The 15,539-nt window shown below is 74.3% G+C and carries 7 protein-coding genes; 1 reads left to right on the top strand and 6 read right to left on the bottom strand.

Going from position 1 to position 15,539, the window contains the following annotated elements; translation table 11 throughout:
* Positions 1-49: 49 nt before the first annotated feature.
* Genes M1203_RS10225 through M1203_RS10205 form a run of 5 tightly spaced genes read right to left on the bottom strand, consistent with a single transcriptional unit; the run spans position 50 to position 12,782 of the window.
* Positions 50-1,909: a hypothetical protein gene (locus M1203_RS10225; protein ID WP_249949257.1), complete on the bottom strand. Its 1,860-nt coding sequence runs from the start codon at positions 1,907-1,909 to the stop codon at positions 50-52.
* Entirely contained in the window at positions 1,906-5,751 is a 3,846-nt protein-coding gene (locus M1203_RS10220) for a DUF5682 family protein (protein WP_249949256.1), read from the bottom strand. Before M1203_RS10220 ends, M1203_RS10225 begins: the two co-directional genes overlap by 4 nt.
* Positions 5,738-6,913 carry an AAA family ATPase gene (locus M1203_RS10215; RefSeq protein ID WP_249949255.1) on the bottom strand — a complete coding sequence of 392 codons (1,176 nt, stop codon included), beginning with the start codon at positions 6,911-6,913 and terminating at the stop codon, positions 5,738-5,740. Before M1203_RS10215 ends, M1203_RS10220 begins: the two co-directional genes overlap by 14 nt.
* On the bottom strand, positions 6,910-11,859 hold the full coding sequence (locus tag M1203_RS10210; protein WP_374402757.1) for a hypothetical protein: 4,950 nt from the start codon (positions 11,857-11,859) through the stop codon (positions 6,910-6,912). The genes M1203_RS10215 and M1203_RS10210 overlap by 4 nt, the downstream gene beginning before the upstream one ends.
* Positions 11,860-11,864: 5 nt before the next feature.
* Positions 11,865-12,782 carry a DUF4132 domain-containing protein gene (locus M1203_RS10205; protein ID WP_249949253.1) on the bottom strand — a complete coding sequence of 306 codons (918 nt, stop codon included), beginning with the start codon at positions 12,780-12,782 and terminating at the stop codon, positions 11,865-11,867.
* A gap of 150 nt (positions 12,783-12,932) precedes the next feature.
* Here M1203_RS10205 and M1203_RS10200 point away from each other — a divergent pair, with 150 nt between their 5' ends.
* Positions 12,933-14,039: a sirohydrochlorin chelatase gene (locus tag M1203_RS10200; RefSeq protein WP_249949252.1), complete on the top strand. Its 1,107-nt coding sequence runs from the start codon at positions 12,933-12,935 to the stop codon at positions 14,037-14,039.
* On the opposite strand, the gene M1203_RS10195 is transcribed toward M1203_RS10200, so the two are convergent.
* The gene (locus tag M1203_RS10195; protein ID WP_249949251.1) at positions 14,014-15,495 is read right to left on the bottom strand and encodes a penicillin-binding protein 2; all 1,482 of its coding nucleotides are present in this window, start codon (positions 15,493-15,495) and stop codon (positions 14,014-14,016) included. The genes M1203_RS10200 and M1203_RS10195 overlap by 26 nt on opposite strands.
* Positions 15,496-15,539: the final 44 nt, after the last annotated feature.

The following is a 15,539-nucleotide window of genomic DNA, read 5'->3' as shown; positions in this document are numbered from 1 at the left end:
TCTCCCGTTGATCCCGCTCTCTGCTCTGTATGACGATCGACGGTGCCGATCAGTTCGCGGATATGTCCGGTGGTGTCCAGGCCGCCAGCAGCAGCGATTCGGTCGCCGCCGACGCGTAGACCGCCGCCGCCAGCCAGGCCAGGGCGAAGCCCCCGGGATCGGCGGGCAGCAGCCGGCCCAGGACGTCATGGCGGCGGTCCCCCGCCGCGTCCGTCAGCGCCTCGACCCGCCGCGCGCCGGTGGTGAGGCCCACCGCCCGCAGCCGGCGGGGCAGTTCGTCGTCCGCCGACAGGGCCGACACCGCGCGGCCGCCCGCGACCGCGCGGTCCACGGCCCTGCGCAGCAGGTCCAGCTCGACGGGGAGCGCGGGCGGCGCCCCCGCCTCCATCGGCTCCGGGCGTCCCTGCGGTACCGCCGGGATGTGCGAGCGGTTGAGCGGGCGCAGCCCCAGATCCGCGCGGACCGGCTCGCCGTCGTGGCCGGTCCAGGACGCGGCGAGCGCATGCACCCGGTCGGGCCGGTCGGGCACCACCCGGGCGATCAACCGCAGCGCGAGTCCGGGCCGGCTCGCGAGCAGGGAAAGGTTCTCGGCGTAGGGGAGTTCCGGCCGCTCGTCGGCCGCCGCGAGCCGTAGCGTGGGCCCCCCGGCCACGGCGAAGCCCGCGCCGGTGACGACACCGTCGAGAAAGAGCAGATCGCCCCCCGCCGAACGGGCGTCGGCGGGCTGGGACAACCAGCCGAGCGCCGAGGCCAGTTGTCCGGCGGGTGGCCGCTGCCAGAGGGTGGCGAGCGGCGCTTCCCGCCAGCCCGCGCCTGCGGCCCGCACGGAACGTACCGCTCCGCCACCACCGATCCGGCCGTCCGGCGAGACGGTGGGCGCGGTGAGGATCACCCCGCCGCCGTCGCCGAACTCCCGCAGCCCGAGCGCACAACCGCCGGGCACCGGCGTCCCCGAGGCCTGGAGGGCGCGGTCCGGTCCACCGGGAGCGACGTCCGAGAGCGTGCGGAGCGCCCCGTCGGGCGCGAGCGCGTAGACCGTGGCGCCCGCGTATCCGGACGCGGTCACCACCGGCTCGGTGAACAGTCCGTACAACCGGAGCGGCCCTTCCGGCCGGTAGGCGCGGCGGGCCGGGGAGAGCGCGGCGACGGGGCGGCGCACCAGATCCAGCAGCTCCGCCAGCTCGCCCGACAGCCCGGACAGCCGGAACGCCGGGTCGTCGGAACGGGCCTCGCCCAGCAGCCGCGCGATCCGTACCGCCGTGCCGGCGGGCCTGTGCAGCCCCGCCAGCCGCGCGGAGTGGGCGGCATGGAGCAATTCGGCGCGGTGGACCGCGCCGGAGCCGGAGATGCCCGAGACCAGGACGGCGGTCACGGCCTCCCGGAGCGCGTCGAGAGCCATGGACTGGGCCGGGGTGAGCACGGGGGTGAGCACGGACTCGTCGGCGACCGCGGGCGTCGGTGCCCCGGCTTCGCCCTGTCCCCTCTCGGGCTCCCCTTCCCCCTCCGGACCAAACGCCCCATGAGCCCCATCGGCCCCGTCAGTCGCGTGAGTCGTGCACGTCCCGTCAGCGCTGCCAGTTCCGTCAGTCCCCTCCTCTTCCTCCTCCTCAGACACCGCGAGAGGGGCGACGGACAGGACCGCCGCGCGATGCAGACAGGCTGGGGCCAGGAGACAACTGCACACCGCGTCGTCCGGGTCGGCCACGATCCCGGCCGTCACTCTCAACGTCACGGCCGTGTCCTCGGCGACCCGTACCAGGACACCGTCCCGCGCCGCCTCCACCGGCCAGCCGGCGGCCTTCGCCACGGCCCCGTCCACGCGTTTGCGCAGTCGAGCGGGCAGCAGATCGAGCGCCCCGGCCGCCACTTCGGCGGTCACCGGCGGCAGTACCGCCGCGGAATCCGTCATCGGTGCGCACCTCCTACGCGTTCGCCGACCCACCGGGCCAGCTCCAGGGGGCTGAGCGCCGCCACCGGCATGCCCGCCCCCACCAACTGGCCCGCCACACCGGCCGAATACCGGGGCCGTCCCTCGTCGTCCAACGAGGCGCAGCCGAGGACATGACAGCCCGCGTCGACCAACGCCCGTACCTCCGTGAGCAGCGGGGAGACCGGGCCGCCCTCCTCGAAGTCGCTGATCAGTACCACCAGCGTGCGGGACGGCACCGTCACCAGCTCGCGGGCGTGGCGCAGCCCGCGCGCGATGTTCGTACCGCCACCGACCCGTACCTCAAGGAGCAGGCTCAGCGGGTCGTCGACCTGGTCGGTGAGGTCGAGCACCTCGGTGGAGAACGCGACGAAGTGCGTACTCACCGCGGGGACTCCGGCCAGTACGGAGGCGGTGAGCGCGGCCCAGACCGTCGAGGCCTCCATCGAACCCGAGACATCCACGACCAGCACCAGCCGCCAGTCGGCCGCCTTACGGGCACGCGTACGGAAGACGGGCTGTTCCGGCAGGACCGTCACCGCGCCGGTGTCCGGATCGCGGCGGGCCCTCGCCAGATTCGCGCGCAGCGTCCGGGCGAGATCCAGCGGCCCGCCGGGACGGCGGGTCGGGCGCGGATGGGAGAGCCCGGTCAGGGCGGGGCGCAGCCGGTTGGCCAGCGCCTCGGTCAGCTCGGCCACCAGCCGGGCCACCAGGGGCCGCAGCCGGGCGAGCTGGTGCTCGGGGAGCCCACCGGCGTACGAGAGGACGGTGCGCAGCAGCTCCACCGACGGCCGGGCCGAGGCCGGGTCCAGCTCCAGGGCGGCGTCGAGCCGTCCCGTATCGGCGGCGGCCGCGAGCACTTCTTCCCGTACGCCGGGCCCGAACAGCGCCGACAACTCCTCGGACCAGGAGCGGACATCGGGATACGAAGCCCCGTCCCCGCCCCGGGAGCCGCCCGCGCCACGCTCCTCACCGCGCGCGCCCTCGCCCCGTCCGTACCCGTACAACTCATCGAGCGCACCGGCGATCCGGGCGGCTCCACCGGTGAGCTCCCGCCCCCGCCCGAGGAGCAGTCGCCATCGCTCACCGGGGGTGAGCGCGATGGCTCCGGCCGGGGCATCGCCCCCACCGGGGGAGCCGTGGTCCAGTGCACCTGAGCCGCCGGGGGCGTCGGGGTCACCGGAGCCGGCGGAGCCGCCGGGGGCACCGGGGGGCGCCTGTGCCTCACTCACCCCGCCACGCGGACCCGCCGGAGCGTCCGCGTCCAGCCCCCGTGCCGCCAGGGCCTCTCGGCCCGCCAGATCGGCCGCCGCCAGGAGCGCCGACGCCGCCGGATCCGACAGCACCCCGGGGAGGGTGCCCGCCGCGAGGCCCGTGCGGTCCTCCACCACGGCGAGCAGCCGGGAACGGGCCGCCGGGGCGAGCGTGTCGAAACCCGCGCGCAGTGAGGGAAGCCGGTCCAGGAAGCCGCGGTCGGGCAGGGCCTCGATCCGTTCCAGCAGCGGATCGAGCGCGCGGCCGGTCTCCAGCAGCGGGCCCGCCGCGAGCAGCGTCCCGCGCAGGAATCCCGCCAGGTCGGCGCGGAGTTCGGGGGTCGTCGCGCTGTCCACGCGGGACGCCAGACGCGTACCGAACTCCGCCGCCTCCCGGTGTCCCAGCAGTACCCGGGCCGCCCCCGCCGCGCCCCGGATCAACGGGGTCGCCTCGGCGTCCAGGCGCTTCAGCGAGGCGTCGAGCCGGAACCCACCGCCCCGATCCTGTCCGGAGGTGCGTCGCGCGCCCACATCCGCCGCCTCGCCCTCTCCCACTCCGGACGCGGCTGCTTTCGCCAGGCGCCCGGGCTCCCCGGCCGCCCTGCCGGCCAGCGAGACCAGAGCGCGCGCGTCGGCCGGCTCGGTGGAACCGGCGAGCCCGTCCAGCGCCCGGACCCCGGCCGCGGCCAGCTCCTCGTACGCCGCGCCGAGCGCGTCCCGCTCCCACCCGGAGGGCAGCCCCGGCAGATGCCCCGCCCCGATCCGGTCCAACAGGGCGAGGCCGGTGAGCAGCTCGGGCAGGGTGCCGGACGCGGGCAGCAGCCCGGCGGCCTCGGAGAGCCGCTCCGCGGCCGGCGCGGGCAGTCCGCAACGCACCGCGTCCTCCAGGCCGGACAGCACCTCGGCCGCGGTCGGCCCGCCGCGCTCACGCTCCGCCGCACGCCGTCGGCGCAGCATCCCGGCCGCCGCCTGTTCGAGCGTCACTCCGTGAACTCCCGCCACATCCAGCATCGCGGCGGTCGACGGAGACCAGGCCACGACCCAGCGCGTGGTCAGCGGCGCGGCGTCGCCCACGCCCGCCACCTCGCCCTCCTCCCCGTACGGGACACGGCAGACGGCGAGCCGGCGCAGACACAGCTCACGGCGCCGGTCCAGATCGCCGCGGTGCGCGTCGAGACGCAGCTCCCGGCGGCCGGGCGCGGCCGGTGTGGGCAGCGACAGGCCGTCGAGCAGCGCCTCCACGGCCGGCCCCAGACCGGAACGCGGCGTACCCGGCGCGAGTCTGCCCTGCCGCGTCCCCACCAGCACCCGCTCCATGGCGGCGGCCACCACCCGGCCCCGCCCGAACAACCGGCCCTGTGTGAGCACGGTCTGCGCCGCCTCGGCCAGCTCACCGCGCCCGGCGGCGGGCAGCCCGCGCAGCGCCGCCAGGTCGCGCGCGACCCGGACCACCTCGCGCGCGTCGGCCGGCCCGCTCGGATGCCCGGCGTCCCGAACGGCCGCGCAGATCCGTACCGCCGTCGATGTCAGCAGATCGTCGAGCAGCGCGGGATCGCCCGCCGCGAGATGCACCCCGCGCTGCCACTCCGGGTCGCGGATCCCGGCCGGATAGCCGGACCGCTCGTCCAGCAGCGCGTACGAGTACGGCACGAGCGAGGTGACGACGGCCTCGGCGGCCCGCACGTTCCCGGGCCCCGCCGACACGTCCCCGGGGCCGGGGCCGGCGGCGCCCGGCAGCAGCGCGGGCGCGTGGAAGGCGCCGATCACGGCCGCCGCCCGGCGGCCCCCACGCTCGGCCAGCCGGCGCCGCATATTCGCCTCGCGCCGCAGATCGTGCGGATCGACCGTGCCCGCGTCCGCCCGCAGGGCCCAGCCGACCAGCAGCGCGGCCCGCCGAAGCGCCTCCGGGCCGGAACCGGGCGCCTCCGCCTCGACCAGCCGGTCCCACAGATCGTCCCCGGGCCGCCCCGCGGCCCGTGCCCGCAGCGCGGCGGCCAACGCCCCACCGGCCCAGGCCGGTTCACCGGACTCACCGGAGCCCTCCGAACCGTTCGACTCACCTGCCCCGTCCGGCTCGGCATCCACGCCCGGACCGGACGCGCGGGCGGTCAGCGGCAGATCGAACGGAACGACCTCCACCCCCGCCTCCCGCGCCCAGCGGATCGCCGCCAGCTCCGGCGAGAACTCCGCGAACGGCAGGAACACCAGCCCGCCGCCCGCCGCCCCGGCCCGGCCGCCCGCCAGGGCGACCGGGGCGACAGTCGCAGGATCGGCGAGATACGGCAGCCAGGGCGCGAACTCCTCGGGCAGCTCGACGAACAGCACCTCCGGCGCCGCCCGGTCGAGCATCGCCGGTACCGCCGCGGCCAGTGCCGGGGAGTGGTGCCGTACCCCGATCAGATACGGCTCCCGGCACCCGGCGAGCCCGGCCACCGCCTCGGCAGGCCCCTCGCCGGGGCCCACCGAGGCGCCACCCGCCGACGCGTCACCCGCCCCAGCCCCGGCCGCCTCCGTCCCGGCCGCCCCTACCCCGACCGTCGCCGCCCCGGGCTCCGGCTCATCCCAGCTCATCGCGCAGCCCCCACAGCGTCCGCCACAGCGGAGCGCCCGCCTCCGCCCGGCGGCGCACCGGGCCGTCCCAGTACCCCAACAGCCGTGCGTGGTCCGCCGGATCGTCCTTGCGTACCGTCCCGAGCAGATGGCCCGGCAGCGTACGCAGAACATCCCGTCCGTCGCCGAGATACGCCGCGCCGAGCCCCATCGACGTGGCCACATGCACCGCCTCGGCCGTCGACATGACCGTCGAGGGGCGCTCGATCTCCCAGCCCTCCGCGCTCCGCCCCGTCCGCAGATCCCGGAACGCGGTGACCAGCGCTTCGAGCACCGTGTCGTCCACGGAGAACGCCGCCCCGCCGCGCACGAGCGCCGCCGTCGCCTGATCGCGGACCAGCCGGGTCTCCGCGTCGAGATCGCCGATCGGCCCGACCGTCTCGAAGTTGAACCGGCGTTTCAGGGCCGCGGACATCTCGGAGACGCCCTTGTCGCGCAGGTTGGCGGTGGCGATCAGGGTGAAGCCCGGCACGGCGTGCACCGTGCTGTCCCCGCCTTCCCCGCCCGCCAGTTCGGGCACGGACATCCGGCGCTCCGACAGGATCGAGACCAGCGCGTCCTGCACCTCGGGCAGACAGCGCGTGACCTCCTCGACCCGGGCCACCGCGCCACGTGTCATGGCCGTGAGCACGGGGGAGGGCACCAGGGCCTCCCGGCTCGGCCCCTTGGCCAGCAGCAGCGCGTAGTTCCAGCCGTAGCGGAGCTGGTCCTCCGTGGTGCCCGCGGTGCCCTGCACCGTGAGCGTGCTGCTGCCGCACACCGCGGCGGACAGCAGCTCGGAGAGCATCGACTTGGCGGTGCCCGGCTCACCGACGAGCAGCAGTCCGCGCTCGCCCGCCAGCGTCACCACACACCGCTCCACCAACGCCCGGTCGCCCACGAACTTCCGTGTCACGACCAGCTGTCCGCCGTCGGGCGACCGCAGCGCCTCGCCGTCGGAACCACAGACGAACAGCACCACCGCACGCGGCGTCAGCCGCCATCTCGGCGGGCGCGGGCCGTCGTCGTACGTCGCGAGGAACGCCAGCTCCGCCGCGTACCGGTCCTCCGGCAGCTCCAGCTGCCGCCCCGGCTCCCGCTCCGCGGCCGTCGTCTCCGCCGCCGTCATGTCTGTCACCGTCATCGTCTGCCTCCCCGGCCGCCTCGGCCCTGGAACTCCTCGAACCCCGGCGTATCGCCGTCAACGATCCGCCGCCACGCCGCCCTGTACAGCTCCGGCACCGGCCGGTCGGGCACCAGATAGAGCGGCAGGCCCCGTGGCAGCAGCGCCGTCTTCCAGCTCTCCATGGGCAGCCGCGGCGCCTGCTGCTCCAGCCAGCCGCCCGGCAGGAACAGCGAGCGGCCCGCCCGCGCGCGCTTGGCCTCCACCACCAGGTCCGTGGCGGCCAGTTCGGCCCTCGCCCGCTTCAGCCTGGCCGGCTTCCACCCCGTCCACTCGGCCTGGTGACGGTCGGTCGGATCAGAGAGCGCGAGCAGCATCAGATAGAGCACGGCGGCGTCCTCCGAGAGTCCGAACCGCTCACCCGCCGCTGCCACCACTTCCGGCGCACCGAGCCGCGGGTCCTGCGGGTGACCCGGCGGGCCGTCCGCCGTGACGAGCTCCATGAACTCCGCGCCGAGCAGCGTCCGCAGCGCCTTCAGCTGCGGTGGCTCGCCCGCTGTCGCCACCAGCAGCGTCAGGTCCGGATGATCGGGGCCGCCCTCGCGCCGACCCGTACCGTCCGTTCCCTCCGGGGGCAGTACGGCGGAGGGCCGCACCCACACCGCGTCCCAGGTGCTCCCGTACCGCGAGGGCGTGAGCACCAGCGCCGATGAGAGCTCGACTATCTCCTTGTCACCCGCGCCCCGCTCCGGGGCCAGACCACGGGCCTCGCGCAGCAGCCTGGACACGGCATCATGGGCGGCGTTGTGGTCGACTCCCAGACGCAGCAGCAGACCGGGGTCGGCCAGCCGCTTCCGCAGCATGCGCGCGGTGACCGGCAGGACCTCGCGCAGCGGGTCGCCGTACGGCAGCCGGTACGCGAGCCAGCGCAGCGTGTCGACCATGGCGCAGAGGGCCGGTCCGGTCAGCAACCGCCGCGGCTCGGCCGGCTCCAGCTCCCCGTCCACCAGCCGCTGTTCGGTGCGGCCGGTCAGCTCCTCCCGCCACTCGGGGTTGAGCACCTCCTGCGCCGTGGTGCCGCCGCGCATCTCGGCAACCAGCTGTCTGATCAGCGCGGGAGGTACGGGCCGTCGCCTGCCGCGCGCCGCGATCCACGCCTCCACCAGCGGCTCCAGTGCGAAACCGGTGGTCCACAGCTGCGCCACCCGCTCCGGATCGGTCGGCAGCAGCAGCCCGCTGAAGGTCCGGCGCTCTCCGGCGCTCAGCGCGTCGAGCGTGGCGATCCCCCATTCCACCTCGGCGTTCTTCGCACCCAGCGGCTCCAGATACGCGGCGGTCAGCACCCCCTGGCCCCGGTAGCGGCCTATCCCCGGGGAGCCGAGCTGGAGCAGGGCGCCCGCGGTCGCGGCGATCCCGACCCGCTCGGCGAACTCCAGGGCCTGCTCGGGGCGGTACGGCAGCGGGCCGCGCTCCCGTACCAGCTCCATGACCCGGGCCACCACCGGCGCCCGTACCGGATCGTCCGCCGCGCCCAGCACCTCGGACTCGATGAGCACGCAGCCGTCCCAGCCGCCGAAGGCCCCGGCCGGGTCGTACTCCACGCAGTGCCAGTACGCGTCCTTGTCGTCGGACCGCAGTTGGCCGAGAATCACCAGCCGCCGCGCCTCCGCGTGCCGTACCTCCCCGGCGAGCTTGCTCCCGTCGCTGCCGGGGATCCGCAGCTCCATCGCGCGCAGCCGTCCGCGCGGGTCGATCAGCAGCGCGTCACCATCCACCTCGACGGCCAGCGCCGCGTCAAGGAACTCCATGAGCGCTGCCCGGTGTTCGTCGGAGATGGCGGGTGAGGCGGCGCGCAGCGCGAGCGCCGTCATACCGGATCCGGCCAGCGTCACCCACCCCTGATCCGTCTGCTCGATCGGCGTGCGCCCCGGCACCGCGGCCGGTGCCAGCGCCTTCGGCAGCAGCCGGATCTGTTCGAGGACGGTCGCGCTCTCCTTGGGCGTATGGCGGTAGTAGTACCGGTACGTCCGCACGGCGAAGCCGTCGAACGCCTTGCTCAGCACGGCGTCGCGGGCGTACCGGATCTCCTCCTTCACGTCCTCGGAGCCCGGCCCCCGCGCCGCTCGCGCGGCGAGCGTGGCGATACGCCCGCTGTGCCGCGCCGCCTCGTCCACCAGCCCCGCCACGCCCGCCACCAGCCCGGGGTGGGTGATGCCGGGCAGCAGCAGACGCACCGCGGCCTCCGCCTTCGTCCCCTCCGCGACCGAGGCCAGCAGCGCCCGCGCGTCCGCGTCCGTCACCGCGCGGAGCGCCGCGGAACCCCGCTCGTCACGCGTCCGCAGCGCGTGCCAGTACGCCAACGGCGCCACGAACGGCGTGCCCGCCGCGTACGCGCCGCCCCGGCCGCCTTCCTCGAAGTGCGCGAGCTGGACGCCCTCGGCGTCGTACAGGGAGACCGCCGGGCTGAAACCACGGCTCTCCCGCGGATACAGCGAGGCCCCGCCGGGCAGCCGCAGCGGCGGCAGGGGAATGCCGTCGCTGAGATACTCGACGCGCGCGCCCGCCGGGACCGGTACGGCGGGGCTCCGGCTGCCGTCCACCGAACAGGCGGTGAGCGTCCCCTCCTTGGGGTCGTACGTCACCCACCAGCCGAGCAGCCCGTCCTTCGTGCCGAACGGCGAGGACTCCAGTCCCGGTTGTACGGGCAGCAGCCGGCAGGCCCGCTCCAGCAGCCGCCCGCCGCCCTCGGTCAGCGCCGAGTCGAAGAACGCGGGCACTGACACCCGGCCCCTGCGGGCCGACTCGGGGTCGTACTCCCACCACTGGTTCTCGTGCAGCACCCATACGGAGATGCCGTCCGAGGCGACCGGGCGGCGCTCGGCCGCGAACGAGGTGTCGCCCGCGTACACCGGCCGCCCGCCGTAGCAACGCCCTCCGTCGGGCAGCTCGAACGACGGCGTCTGGGCGTCCGTCCAGTGGTCGTTCAGCTCGCCCTTGGGCTTGAACACCTCGGCGGGACGGCCCGACCACGCGGCCCGCCGTTCGTCACCGTGCCCATTGGCGATCAGCCACTGGCCCCCGACGTAACGGACGGTCGTCGTGTCCCAGGAAGAGGACGAGGTCGTCGGGGGAGTCAGCGGCCGCTGGTCGAGCACGCCCGTCGGTCCGACCGCCGCGACCTGCCTGTTGACCCGGACCAGCAGGGTGGGCCAGGAGTCCCGCGTCTGGTACCACGTGTCGGCGCGGTAGCCGTAACGCAGTCCCGAGGCCTTCACGTCGACCGGGCCGAGCCCCGGCAGCGCCTCCTCCAGAGCGGGCCAGCCCAGCTCGTCGAGAATGCCCGCCCGCAAGGTCCTCGCCAGGGCGGGAGTGGGTGAGACCGCCGTGATACGCCGCACCGCCTCCGGCGCCGTGGCCAGCACGGACGGCGAGGAGAAGCGGCTGAGCCGCCGCAACAGGCTGTCCAGCTCGGGCAGTCCGAAGGGCCGCGACAGATCGTCGGCGCGGTCGGCCAGCCAGCCCACGAGCGCGGTACGCAGAGCGGGATGGTTCGCGATCCGGTCGAGCCGGTCCGGGGAGTCACCGCTGTCGGCCAACTGCTCCACGCCCGCGCGCAGCAGGCCCCTGAACCGGGGATCGGTGGTCAGCGCCACCAGATCCCTGCGCCCCTCGCGCTCGTCCGTCAGCCAGTCGGCCAGATCGAGGTGCGAGGCGCCCTCCGAGGGCCCGGCGACCGGCACGCCCCACGCCAGACAGGCGTCCAGCAGATCCAGATCCGCCGAGACGCGCCGGCCGTAACGGCCGAGCAGCCGTACCGGCGTGCCGTCCGCCACCAGCCGCGCCACCAGCCTCTCCACCAGGGTCAGTTCGGCTTCGAGACGGACGGTGGTCCGCCAGCCGCGCTGCCGGTGCCGGGCCCAGGACGACAGCCACTCGGCGGCCGGGACCGTCCCGTCCACCAGCAGCTCGACCGCCCCGCACCGGTCGAGCAGCGTCAGCCACGACGCGTCGAACTCCTCGGGCCTGTCACCGCCCGTGGCGGGCAGCAGCGTCAGCAGCCGCTCCCGTACGGAGCGATCCTCGGCCGCGACGGCGGCCAGGGAGGGCAGCGCCGCCTTCCAGAAGCTCCCCGCCGCGCGGTTCATCGGGCCGGTGTGGATGATCTCGGCGAGCAGCGACCGCTCCTCCGCGTCCGCGTCCAGCCCCGCGCCCTTCGCGAGGCGGCGCAGATCCTCCAGCATGCCCGCGTACGGGGCGAGCCCGGCCGCGCACCGCTCCAGCGACACCGCCCTGAACTGTCCGTACGCCTCGGCCGCCGACAGCCGGACCGTCAGTGCCTTGGCGTGCTCACGCAGCGCCTTGCCGGTCAGCGCGCCCGCTCCGGCGAACTCCAGGAAGACCTCACGCAGCCGCTCCTCGTCGACCGCCAGCGCGTGCCGCTGCTCGGCCGCCCGCGCCTTGCCGAAGAACACCGAGGCCTGCTGCCGGGACTCGACGGCCAGGAAGAGCCGGGCCACCTGTTCGTAGTAGGTGGGAAGGAAATGCGGGACGGAGCGGTCGAGCCGCTCGCCGATCTCGTCGAACCCCTCCTTGGCCAGCCCCGGCTTGGTGCCCACGAGCCGGGTGAGCCGCTCCATCTCCTTGACGACGGCCAGCGCGTGATGGCCGTTGGCCGGGTCGTTCACCAGCGCCCAGGCCGGGAAACCCAGCGACTCCCGCTTCACCCGGCCGACCTCGGTGACCTCGGCCGCGCCGAACCCCAGATACTCCAGAGCGAGATCCTCGGCCGCCCCGATCGCCCCGGAGACGAGCCTTACCACCGCGCGCTCGTCCAGCGCGGGATGGCCGTACGAACGCGCCGTCAGCACATCGCCCCCGGCACCGCCGAGCGGCAGCACCGCCCCCGCCTCCCGCAGGTCCTTCTCCAGCCGCTCCCCGTCCACCTGTGCCCCGCCCAGCGGTCGCATGTCGCTCACAGCGCCTTCTCCTCGTCGCTCTCGACCACACGGCCCGCGTACACCAGCGCGGCCATCCGCTCGCCCTCCGACCAGGCGACCGGCCCCACTTCGGTGAGCGGCAGCCGCCGCCCCGCCTTGTCACGCCACTCCAGCGAGCCGGTCAGCGTCTCCGACTCGGGGTAGTCGTCCCCCAGCCAGTACGCCGCCTCCAGCTGCCGGCCGTTCTCCACCAGCGGGCATACCGCCTGGCCGCCACGCACCCGGTAGCCGAGCGAGACCGCGCGGGCCGTGGCGTGCCGCAGCTGCGCGAACTTCCCGTCGGCGTACGCCCGCCAGTCCTGCGCCGTACCACCGCCCCCGGAGGCACCCCCGGTGATGTCCCCGGCACCCTCCGGCCGTCGCCACACCTCACGGAACAGCTGCTCCGCGCCCTGCTCGACCCCCAGCTCGGCCGCGAACTCCCGCAGATCCGCCAGCTCTTCGAGCAGCACCGGATGCGGAATCAGCACCGTCTCCACCTCGGCGGCGTCCAGCCACACCGAATCCCCGTCCAGATCGACGATCCCCAGCCCCCGCGCCGGATCGGCGTTCCGCAGAAAACCGGCACGCTCCGTCTCCGCAGAGCCGTCCGCCGCCACCGGGGCCACCACGAGATCGCGCAGCGCCGACTGCCAGGCCTCGTCCGGCCACACCCGCGCCAGCAGAGCCACCGGCACCGGCAGCGAACGCACCAGCCAGGTGTCCACCTGCTCCCGGCACTCCCGCTCGTGCCGCTCCAGCCACTCCGCCAGCTGCCGCAGCCGCACGACCTCCGCGTCGTCCTTGAGCTTCGGCGGCACCTGCTTCAGCGCCCGCCCCGCGGCGTTCCGGCACACCACGCGCGTGCCGTCAAGCGCGATGGCATACCCGCCCGTTGTCTCGATCCAGCCCATGGCAGGACCCCTCCCCGACCTTCTGGTTCCGAACTGCCATCACACTAAGTGAGGGGTCTGACAACGCCCCCGCGCCGTTGGTGAGGCGGTGGAAAACCACCGTCACCAGCGCGCAACCGCCCGGCAATCCGGACCCGCCACGATCGGTTCATGACGGAGTCGGCACACCACCGCATGTCACCCCCACACCCCGCCGCACGGGAGCCGCGGGAGCCGCGGGAGCCATGGGAGTCACGGGAGCCGCGGGGGTCACAGGAGTCACAGGAGCCATGGGAGCCACGGGACGAGGAGCCGTTCCCCTTCGACACGGCGGGGCAGCTCTTCGCCCGGATCACCGAGCGGCTCGGTCACCAGCTCAGCCACGTCACACGGAACGGAACCGTGAGAAACACGAGCGGCGACACCCCTGCCTCCCCCTGCCCGGCACCGACCCTCCTCGTCGTCGCCCACGGCAGCCGCGATCCGCGCGCCCTGCGCACCATCACCGCGTTGCTCGACCGGGTCCGCGAACTGCGCCCCGGTCTCGACGTACGGCTCGGCCACATCGAGCTCAACGAACCGCGGCTGCCCGACACCCTCGCCGCCCTCGGCGCCGGCCGGGCCGTCCTCGTACCCCTTCTTCTGAGCCGTGGTGTGCACATCAAGCGCGACCTGCCCGCGTTCGCCGCCGCCGTCGCGCCCCGCCTGCGCACCCGGATCGCCGCCCCGCTCGGGCCGCATCCGCTGCTGGTCGAGGCGCTGTACGCCCGTCTCGTCGAGGCCGGCTGGCCCATGAGCCCGACGAACCCGACGGAGCGTACGCGTCACGGAAACCGTACGGACCGGGACCTGGGCACCGACCCGACCGGGCACGACGCCGCGATCGTCCTGGCCGCCGCCGGATCGCGGGACCCCGAGTCGGCGGCGGACACCCGCCGTACGGCCCTGATGCTCAGCGAGCGTCTCGGCGGCGTACCGGTCGTCCCCGCCTACGCCTCCGCCGCCTCACCCACCGTCCCCGAGGCCCTGCGCGCCCTCGCCGCCCGGGGCCGCCACCGCACCGCGATCGCTTCGTACTTCACCGCACCCGGATACTTCGCCACCCGCAGCGCCGCCGCCGGATCCGGGCTCGTCACCGCGCCCCGGCTCGTCACCGCCCCGCTCGGCGCGCACCCCGCGATGGCCCGGCTGCTGCTCCACCGCTATGACGCGGCCCTCGCGGCACCTCTGACATCAGCCCTGAGGGCAGTGTTCAGCTGTCGAGCACGGCCTTCATGACGCTCTTCGCGATCGGAGCGCCGAGCTTGCCTCCGGAGATATCCGCACGGGAGATGTCCATGTCCGTGGGGTCGATGAAGACAGCGACGGCGACGGAGGCGTCGCCCTTCTGGCCGTAGGAGACGAACCAGCCGTACGGCACCTCCTGGCTGACATCGATCCCGCGCTGCGCGGTGCCGGTCTTCCCGCCGACCGTGACGCCGTCGATCAGCGCCCTCTTCGCGCTGCCCTCCGCGGCGGTGAACTCCATCATCTCCCGCACCTGTGCCGCGGTCTCCGCGGAGACGGCCTGGCTCTTGATCGCGGGTTCGCGCTTGTCCAGGCTGGAGAGATCGGGACCGCGCAGCTCCTCGACGATGTAGGGCTGCATCAGCTTCCCGCCGTTGGCAAGGGCGGCGGTCACCATGGCCATCTGCATCGGGGTGCTGGTGAGACTGCCCTGACCCATGCCCGTCAGCGCGGTCCCCGGCTTGTCCAGCTTCTCGGGGTAGAGGCTCTTGGTGGCCAGCATGTCCCCGAAGTCGTCGGAGTAGACATCGGCGTTGAACCCGAATTTCTCCGCCGTCTCGCGCATCTTCTCCGCGCCGACCTTGGACGCCGCGTCGAGGAAGACGTTGTTGCAGGAGTACTGCATGGCGGTCTTCAGCGAGGCCCGGTCGCACACCTCGTCGCCCGCCTCACTGCCGATCTTGTTGCTGGAGAGCGGCAGGGGATAGGGGGAGACGGCGTCGGAAGGGGCGTCGATGTCCGTGACCACTCCGTGCTCCAGGGCCGCGGCGGCCGTGAGGATCTTGAACGTGGAGCCGGGCGGATAGGTCTCCCGCAGCGCCCGGTTGGCCAGCGGCTTGCCCTTGTCGGCGTCGAGCGCCTTGAATTTGTCGCCCTCCTTGAAGGACAGCCCCGCGAAGACGGAAGGATCGTAGGAGGGCGTGGAGACGAGCGAGAGCACCTTGCCGGTCCGTGGATCGAGGGCGACGACCGCGCCCCGGGCGTCCAGATCGGTCAGCCCCTTGTAGGCGGCCTTCTGCGCCTTCGGGTCGATGGTGGTGATCACATCACCGCCGCGTGGCTTCTCGCCGGTGAGGACATCCAGGGCGCGCCCGAAGGCGAACCGGTCGTCCTGTCCGCTCAGCACCTTGTCGTACGTCTTCTCCAGCAGGGACATGCCCTGGGCCTGCGAGGCATAGCCGGTGACCGGGGCGTACATCGGGCCCTCGGAGAAGGTACGCCGGTAGGCGAACTCCGCGTCCGTGACCTCCTTCGAGCCGGTGACCGGCCGGCCTCCCACGATGATGTCCCCGCGCGGCTGCGAGAACTGGGCGATCTTCACCCGGCGGTTGTTCTCGTGGTTGGCGAGGCTGTCGCTCTGGACGAACTGAAGCCAGTTGGCCCGCAGCAGCAGGCCGAGTACGAGCACCCCGCAGAAGATGGCGATACGCCTCAGTGGCTTGTTCATCGAGCTCTCCTCTCCCACGCACCCGCGCGGTCACCTCCACGCAC

Origin of the sequence: Streptomyces sp. 35G-GA-8 (assembly GCF_023534745.1) — a bacterium.
Lineage (GTDB): Bacteria > Actinomycetota > Actinomycetes > Streptomycetales > Streptomycetaceae > Streptomyces.
This window is presented reverse-complemented; position numbering and strand designations above follow the sequence as displayed.